This window comes from Streptomyces sp. NPDC002265 (assembly GCF_040296125.1).
Taxonomy (GTDB): Bacteria; Actinomycetota; Actinomycetes; order Streptomycetales; family Streptomycetaceae; genus Streptomyces.
The window spans coordinates 1-4,763 of sequence record NZ_JBEOWS010000517.1; the positions used below are offsets into that span (position 1 = coordinate 1).

Below are 4,763 nucleotides of genomic sequence, written 5' to 3' on the forward strand. Positions count from 1 at the left end.
CTCGTCCGTGCGCAGGAAGACCCGCAGCAGGTCGCGCCGGGTGGCGATGCCGATGAGCCGGTCCTCCTCGTCCACGACCGGCAGCCGCTCGACGCTCTTCCTCGCCCGGGCGATCCTGATGGCGTCTGCTCCTTTACCTTCGGCTACACGGTCGTACTGCTGGATAACGCGGGTACTGCTCGCAGCCCCCGTGGGGGGCTTGCTTGACCTGCGTGCGCGGCAGTTCATCTCTGCCGTGCCCATCTCGACTTCCTGGGTACACGGAAAAAATAACCCTGCGACGAGCCGATGTCTACTGTGATCGCGACACATTTTCTTCAGGTTTGATGCGTGTAGTTCTGCCGCAAACACACCTGCATGAGTGATGCCCCGGCGCGAACCCACGAGGCGCGGACGAGGGAGCTGGCCATCCTCTACGAGCTGTGTGAACTGGCCAGCTGGCGGGATGCGCTGCGTCGGCGGGAGATCTGGGTGCCGGGGGCGAACCGGTGGCGTACCCCGGAGGACGATCTGCTGCCGGACTTCGAGGGCAATCGGGGGTTCGCCCGGGGGCGGAGGCTGACTGGGCTGTTGCGGGGCACCGGGCGGGGTCAGGGGGGAGTGAGGGTGTCGAGCCGGGCGGCGAGGTCGGGGTGGGCGGCGGCCAGGTGGGGGCGGGTGGCGGTCAGGGGGACGATGAGGTTGGCGGGGTCGTTGTGGGCGAGGGCCGCGTGGAGCTCATTGAGCGGGCGGCGGGCGGCGGGGGGAAGGTCGGTGAGGGCGGTGATCTGTCCGGCGAGGCGGCGCAGGTCGGCCGCATTGCGGCGGGCCCAGGTGGCGGTGTTGCGGTCGGCGGCCCGGGCCTGACGGGTGGCCGTCACGCGCTGTTCGCCGGTGGTCCCGGCCGGGCCGGGGCGGCCGCGCAGATAGCGGCGCTCTGCGGCCTGGCGGCTGGCGACACCCAGGGGAGAGGCGAGGTCGGCCCAGCTGGCGCCCGCGTCCCGGGCCGTTTCGATCAGGCCGGTCTCCCATCCGGCGAGCCGCTCACGTACCTGCCGCAGCAGCATCAGGGAGGCCAGCGCCTGTTCGGGAGCGGGCCCGGCGGCGTCGGGGGTTTCGTGCTGGGCGTCGCGCAGCGCGTCGTCTATGGCGGAAAGGGCCGCCGCGGCGGCGAGGAAGGACGCCGGGCTGTAGGCGTCGGCGTCGGTGGAGACCGGCTGGTCGGGTGCGGTCACGGGCACCTCCCTCGGGTTGTCATCATGTAGACGACATCTTGTTTGTCATCCATTGGATGACATGTTACAACGGTGTCAGTGAGGCGCATTGGCAGTAACTGCCTGAACCTGCTGGAGGTGTTTTCACGATGTTGATGCGCACTGACCCCTTCCGTGAGCTGGACCGGCTGGCACAGCAGCTGATGGGCCCGGGCACCTGGTCGAAGCCGTCGGCGATGCCGATGGACGCCTACCGCGAGGGCGACGAGTACGTGGTGGCCTTCGACCTTCCCGGTGTCACCGCGGACGCGATCGACATCGACGTCGAGCGGAACATGCTCACCGTCAAGGCCGAGCGGCGGCCGGTGACGAAGGCCGACGATGTGCAGATGGAGCTGTCCGAGCGGCCGCTGGGCGTCTTCTCCCGCCAGATCGTGCTCGCCGACACACTGGACACCGAGCACATCGAGGCCGACTACGACACGGGCGTGCTCACCCTGCGCATCCCGATCGCCGAGCGCGCCAAGCCCCGCAAGATCTCCATCGGCGTCGGGACCGGCCACAAGGAGATCTCCGGCTGACACCGGCCGGACAGGTGCGGAGGACGGGAACCTGATCTCCCCCCTCCAGCCCGCCCTCCGCACCCCCGTGGGCAGTTTGAAGAACAAGAAGGGGTGGCGGCCGCGATGACTCTGCGACGCGAAGCGTTCCTCGATCAGGTGAAGGAGCGCGGCAGGTACGGCACTGTGGAGGAAGCAGAGCGCGCGGCCCGTGTGGTGCTCGCCCTGCTCGGCGCGCACCTGGTCGGCGAGGTTCGCGCCCAGCTCGCGGCACGGCTGCCGGAGGAATTCGCCCTGATCCTGCTCAACCCGCTGCAGAGCGCCGAACCGCTGCCCCCGGAGCGGTTCGTGCGGGCGACCGCGGCCTGGATCGAGGGCGCCACCGAGCAGACCGCTGCCTGGGACGTCAGCGCTGTGCTGTCCACCGTCGCCGACGCGGCCGACGAGGACCTGCTGGGGCAGATCCTGCTCCAGCTCCCCGTCGGCTACGACCTGCTCTTCGGCCGCCCTCAGCCCACCTGACCATCGGTGCCCGACACCGGCACCATCCCACCCTGGCTTGACGAAAGGCATGCACCGCAGTGATCACCGACGTGCGCGTACCGCTTGAGCACCAGCAGCCGTACTCGACGGCGTATGAGCAGATGCTGGAGAAGGTCCGCTACGAAGGCGCCTACCTCACCCGTGAGAAGGCCGACGAAGCCGTCCGCCTAGTCCTTTCGGGGCTGGGACGCCAGTTGACCGGCGACGAACGCGTCGACCTTGCCGCCTGCCTGCCCCTGGAAGCCGCACGTGTCCTGACCGCACAGATCCCCGACACCCAGCCGCTGACCGGCTGGGCCTTCGTCAAGGACCTCGCCGCCCGCTCCGGCGCCTCCCTGGCCACCACCCGCTGGGACACCGGCTCCGTCTTCGCGGCCGTCGCCGCCCACGCCGGCCCTGACCTCATCACCCGCATCCTCCACCAGCTCCCCACCGGCCACGCGCTGTTGTTCGGCCGCGCCGAACTCACCTCCGCCGCGTAGCCGGCGACGTGCAGGCTCAGGGCGGACTCGATGGCCGCGCCGCTGTCCGCCCTGAGCCTCGGTGCCCGCGAGGAGGGCGATGTCGTCGTCACCGCTATGGGCCAGCCCGGCGAGGAGCTCGTCACAGAAGACAGCCAGCGGTTCGCGGGTCAGGGCTGCGGCGTGCTGACGCAGCCGGGCGAGACCGCGGTCGAGGACTTAGCCGGGGCGTTCGATCAGGCCGTCGGTGTAGAGCAGCAAGGTGGAATGCGGCGCAAGGGCGTGGGTGCTGCTGGGCCGGGGCATGTCGGGTTCGATGCCGAGCAGGACACTGTGGCCGGTGGTCAGGTAGCGAGTGTCACCGTCGTGCGACACCAGCAGGGGCGGTGGATGGCCGGCGTTGGCTAATTTCAGCTGCCAGCTGCGGTGCGGGTTCGAGACGGGCGTAGATGCAGGTCGCAGTCTGCCCGCCGTAAAGGGTGTGGCTGGTCACGTCCAGGCGACGAAGGATGTCGCCCGGCGGTTCGAGCCGGTCGCAGACCAGCGCGCGCAGCATGTCGCGCAGCTGTCCCATGGTGACCGCCGCGGCCAGATCATGGCCGGTGACATCCCCGATGATCAGTGCCATCGCGCCGTCCGGAAGGAGGTGGAATCCCGCGGGGGACGTGCACTCGTCCAGGTCGCCGACACCGCCGACGCCCAGCAGCTCGAGAGGGCCGCCGAGGCCGCCGAGCAGGCTTTCGGCTCCATCGACATCTGGATCAACTGCGCGTTCACCAGCGTGTTCGCCGCCTTCGACGACATCACCGCCGAGGAGTACGACCGGGTCACCCAGGTGACCTATCTCGGCTTCGTCAACGGCACCCGGACCGCGCTGAGCCGGATGCTGCCCCGAGACCACGGCACCGTGGTCCAGGTCGGCTCCGCGCTCGGAGAACGGGCGCCATCCCGCTCCAGTCGGCGTACTGCGGTGCCAAGCACGCCATCAACGGTTTCACCTTCTCCTTGCGCACCGAACTGCTGCACCGCGGCAGCAACGTGCACATCTGCCCCCGGGACCCGCACCGGCGGCTGAGTCTGTGCCCGAGCCGGCCGGATCCGTCGCATGACCGGCGAGCCGACGGCTACTCGACCAGCAGTGCTGGCTGCCGGGCGGGCCGCCGCCGCATCGGGATGCTCGTCACCGCCGCCGCCTTCGCGTCCGCCGACCTCGGCATCAAGATGTGGGCCGAACACACCCTGGCCGACGGCCCGATCGAAGGCGGTCCGCTGGATCTGCAACTCGCCCACAACCCCGGCGTCGCCTTCTCCGCCGGCGCGAACGCCCCGGGCTGGATGGTCCTGGCCGTCACCGCCCTGATCACTACGGCGGTCGCCGTCGCGCTGTGGAGGACCGCTCCGACCGCCCGCCGTCTGTGGGGCACTGCGCTCGCGGCGATCCTGGGCGGCGCGGTGGCCAACCTCGTCGACCGGGCCGCCGACGGCGTCGTCACCGACTGCCTGCACTCCGGCTGGTGGCCCACCTTCAACCTCGCCGACGTCTTCATCGTCTGCGGCGGCTTGCTCCTGGTGGCCTTGTCCTGGCGCACCGACCGGCCCCGGCCCGCGCAGACGTAGCCGCTCAACCCCGCGAGGCGCCGACCCTCAACGCCTGCCGCAGCTCGTCGAGCTCAGGGGCGCCGGCCAGGCCGTCCGGCGTGCGATAGACCCGGCACGCCAGCCCCGGCGCCCTGCCCGCCTCGGCGAACGGATCCCGGCCCCCGATCCAGATCGTCGGCGAGCCGGTGAAGCCGATCCGCTCCGCCTCCGCCTGGTCGGAGACCACGCGGATGGTGAAACCGACCTTGCGCAGCCCTTCCTCATCCAGCGCCTGCCGCAGCCGGTCGGCGGCCAGCGTCTCGTTCGGGCAGTCCGGCACGGTCAGAACCACGATCTCCATGTCTCCAGGATCGTGTACCGGCCGCCGCATGCGCCCCGCCTCACGCACACCACCGCCCCGGCATTGC

The 4,763-nt window shown here is 70.4% G+C and carries 9 protein-coding genes and 1 pseudogene; 5 read left to right on the top strand and 5 right to left on the bottom strand.

Annotation, left to right across the window (positions count from 1 at the left end; translation table 11 throughout):
* A partial coding sequence (locus tag ABT085_RS43810; protein WP_351622054.1) for a CBS domain-containing protein occupies positions 1 to 243 on the bottom strand: 243 nt, incomplete at its 3' end.
* Positions 244 to 590: 347 nt separating this feature from the next.
* A complete protein-coding gene (locus tag ABT085_RS43815; RefSeq protein ID WP_351622057.1) occupies positions 591 to 1,214 on the bottom strand; it encodes a type III effector protein in 624 nt (207 codons plus the stop codon).
* A 128-nt stretch (positions 1,215 to 1,342) separates the two neighbouring features.
* On the opposite strand from ABT085_RS43815, the gene ABT085_RS43820 reads away from it, so the two are divergent.
* From ABT085_RS43820 to ABT085_RS43830, 3 genes are all read left to right on the top strand, one after another.
* A complete protein-coding gene (locus tag ABT085_RS43820) occupies positions 1,343 to 1,774 on the top strand; it encodes an Hsp20/alpha crystallin family protein (RefSeq protein ID WP_351622058.1) in 432 nt (143 codons plus the stop codon).
* A gap of 105 nt (positions 1,775 to 1,879) precedes the next feature.
* The gene (locus tag ABT085_RS43825; protein ID WP_351622060.1) at positions 1,880 to 2,275 is read left to right on the top strand and encodes a DUF2267 domain-containing protein; all 396 of its coding nucleotides are present in this window, start codon (positions 1,880 to 1,882) and stop codon (positions 2,273 to 2,275) included.
* A 59-nt stretch (positions 2,276 to 2,334) separates the two neighbouring features.
* Positions 2,335 to 2,778, top strand: a complete 444-nt coding sequence (locus ABT085_RS43830) for a DUF2267 domain-containing protein (RefSeq protein WP_351622062.1) — start codon at positions 2,335 to 2,337, stop codon at positions 2,776 to 2,778.
* A gap of 198 nt (positions 2,779 to 2,976) precedes the next feature.
* Here the strand turns inward: ABT085_RS43830 and ABT085_RS43835 are convergent, their stop codons facing one another.
* Entirely contained in the window at positions 2,977 to 3,132 is a 156-nt protein-coding gene (locus ABT085_RS43835; protein ID WP_351622065.1) for a SpoIIE family protein phosphatase, read from the bottom strand.
* Complete coding sequence (locus tag ABT085_RS43840) at positions 3,116 to 3,385, bottom strand: SpoIIE family protein phosphatase (protein ID WP_351622067.1); 270 nt, start codon at positions 3,383 to 3,385, stop codon at positions 3,116 to 3,118. Before ABT085_RS43840 ends, ABT085_RS43835 begins: the two co-directional genes overlap by 17 nt.
* Between ABT085_RS43840 and ABT085_RS43845 the strand changes: the two are divergent.
* A pseudogene (locus ABT085_RS43845) lies at positions 3,323 to 3,804 on the top strand (SDR family NAD(P)-dependent oxidoreductase); the annotation flags it as partial. The gene ABT085_RS43840 and the pseudogene ABT085_RS43845 overlap by 63 nt on opposite strands.
* A 126-nt stretch (positions 3,805 to 3,930) precedes the next feature.
* The gene (locus ABT085_RS43850) at positions 3,931 to 4,374 is read left to right on the top strand and encodes a signal peptidase II (protein ID WP_351622073.1); all 444 of its coding nucleotides are present in this window, start codon (positions 3,931 to 3,933) and stop codon (positions 4,372 to 4,374) included.
* A gap of 4 nt (positions 4,375 to 4,378) precedes the next feature.
* On the opposite strand, the gene ABT085_RS43855 is transcribed toward ABT085_RS43850, so the two are convergent.
* Positions 4,379 to 4,696, bottom strand: coding sequence for a hypothetical protein (locus ABT085_RS43855; RefSeq protein ID WP_351622070.1), 318 nt, complete (start codon positions 4,694 to 4,696; stop codon positions 4,379 to 4,381).
* Between the last annotated feature and the right edge of the window lie 67 nt (positions 4,697 to 4,763).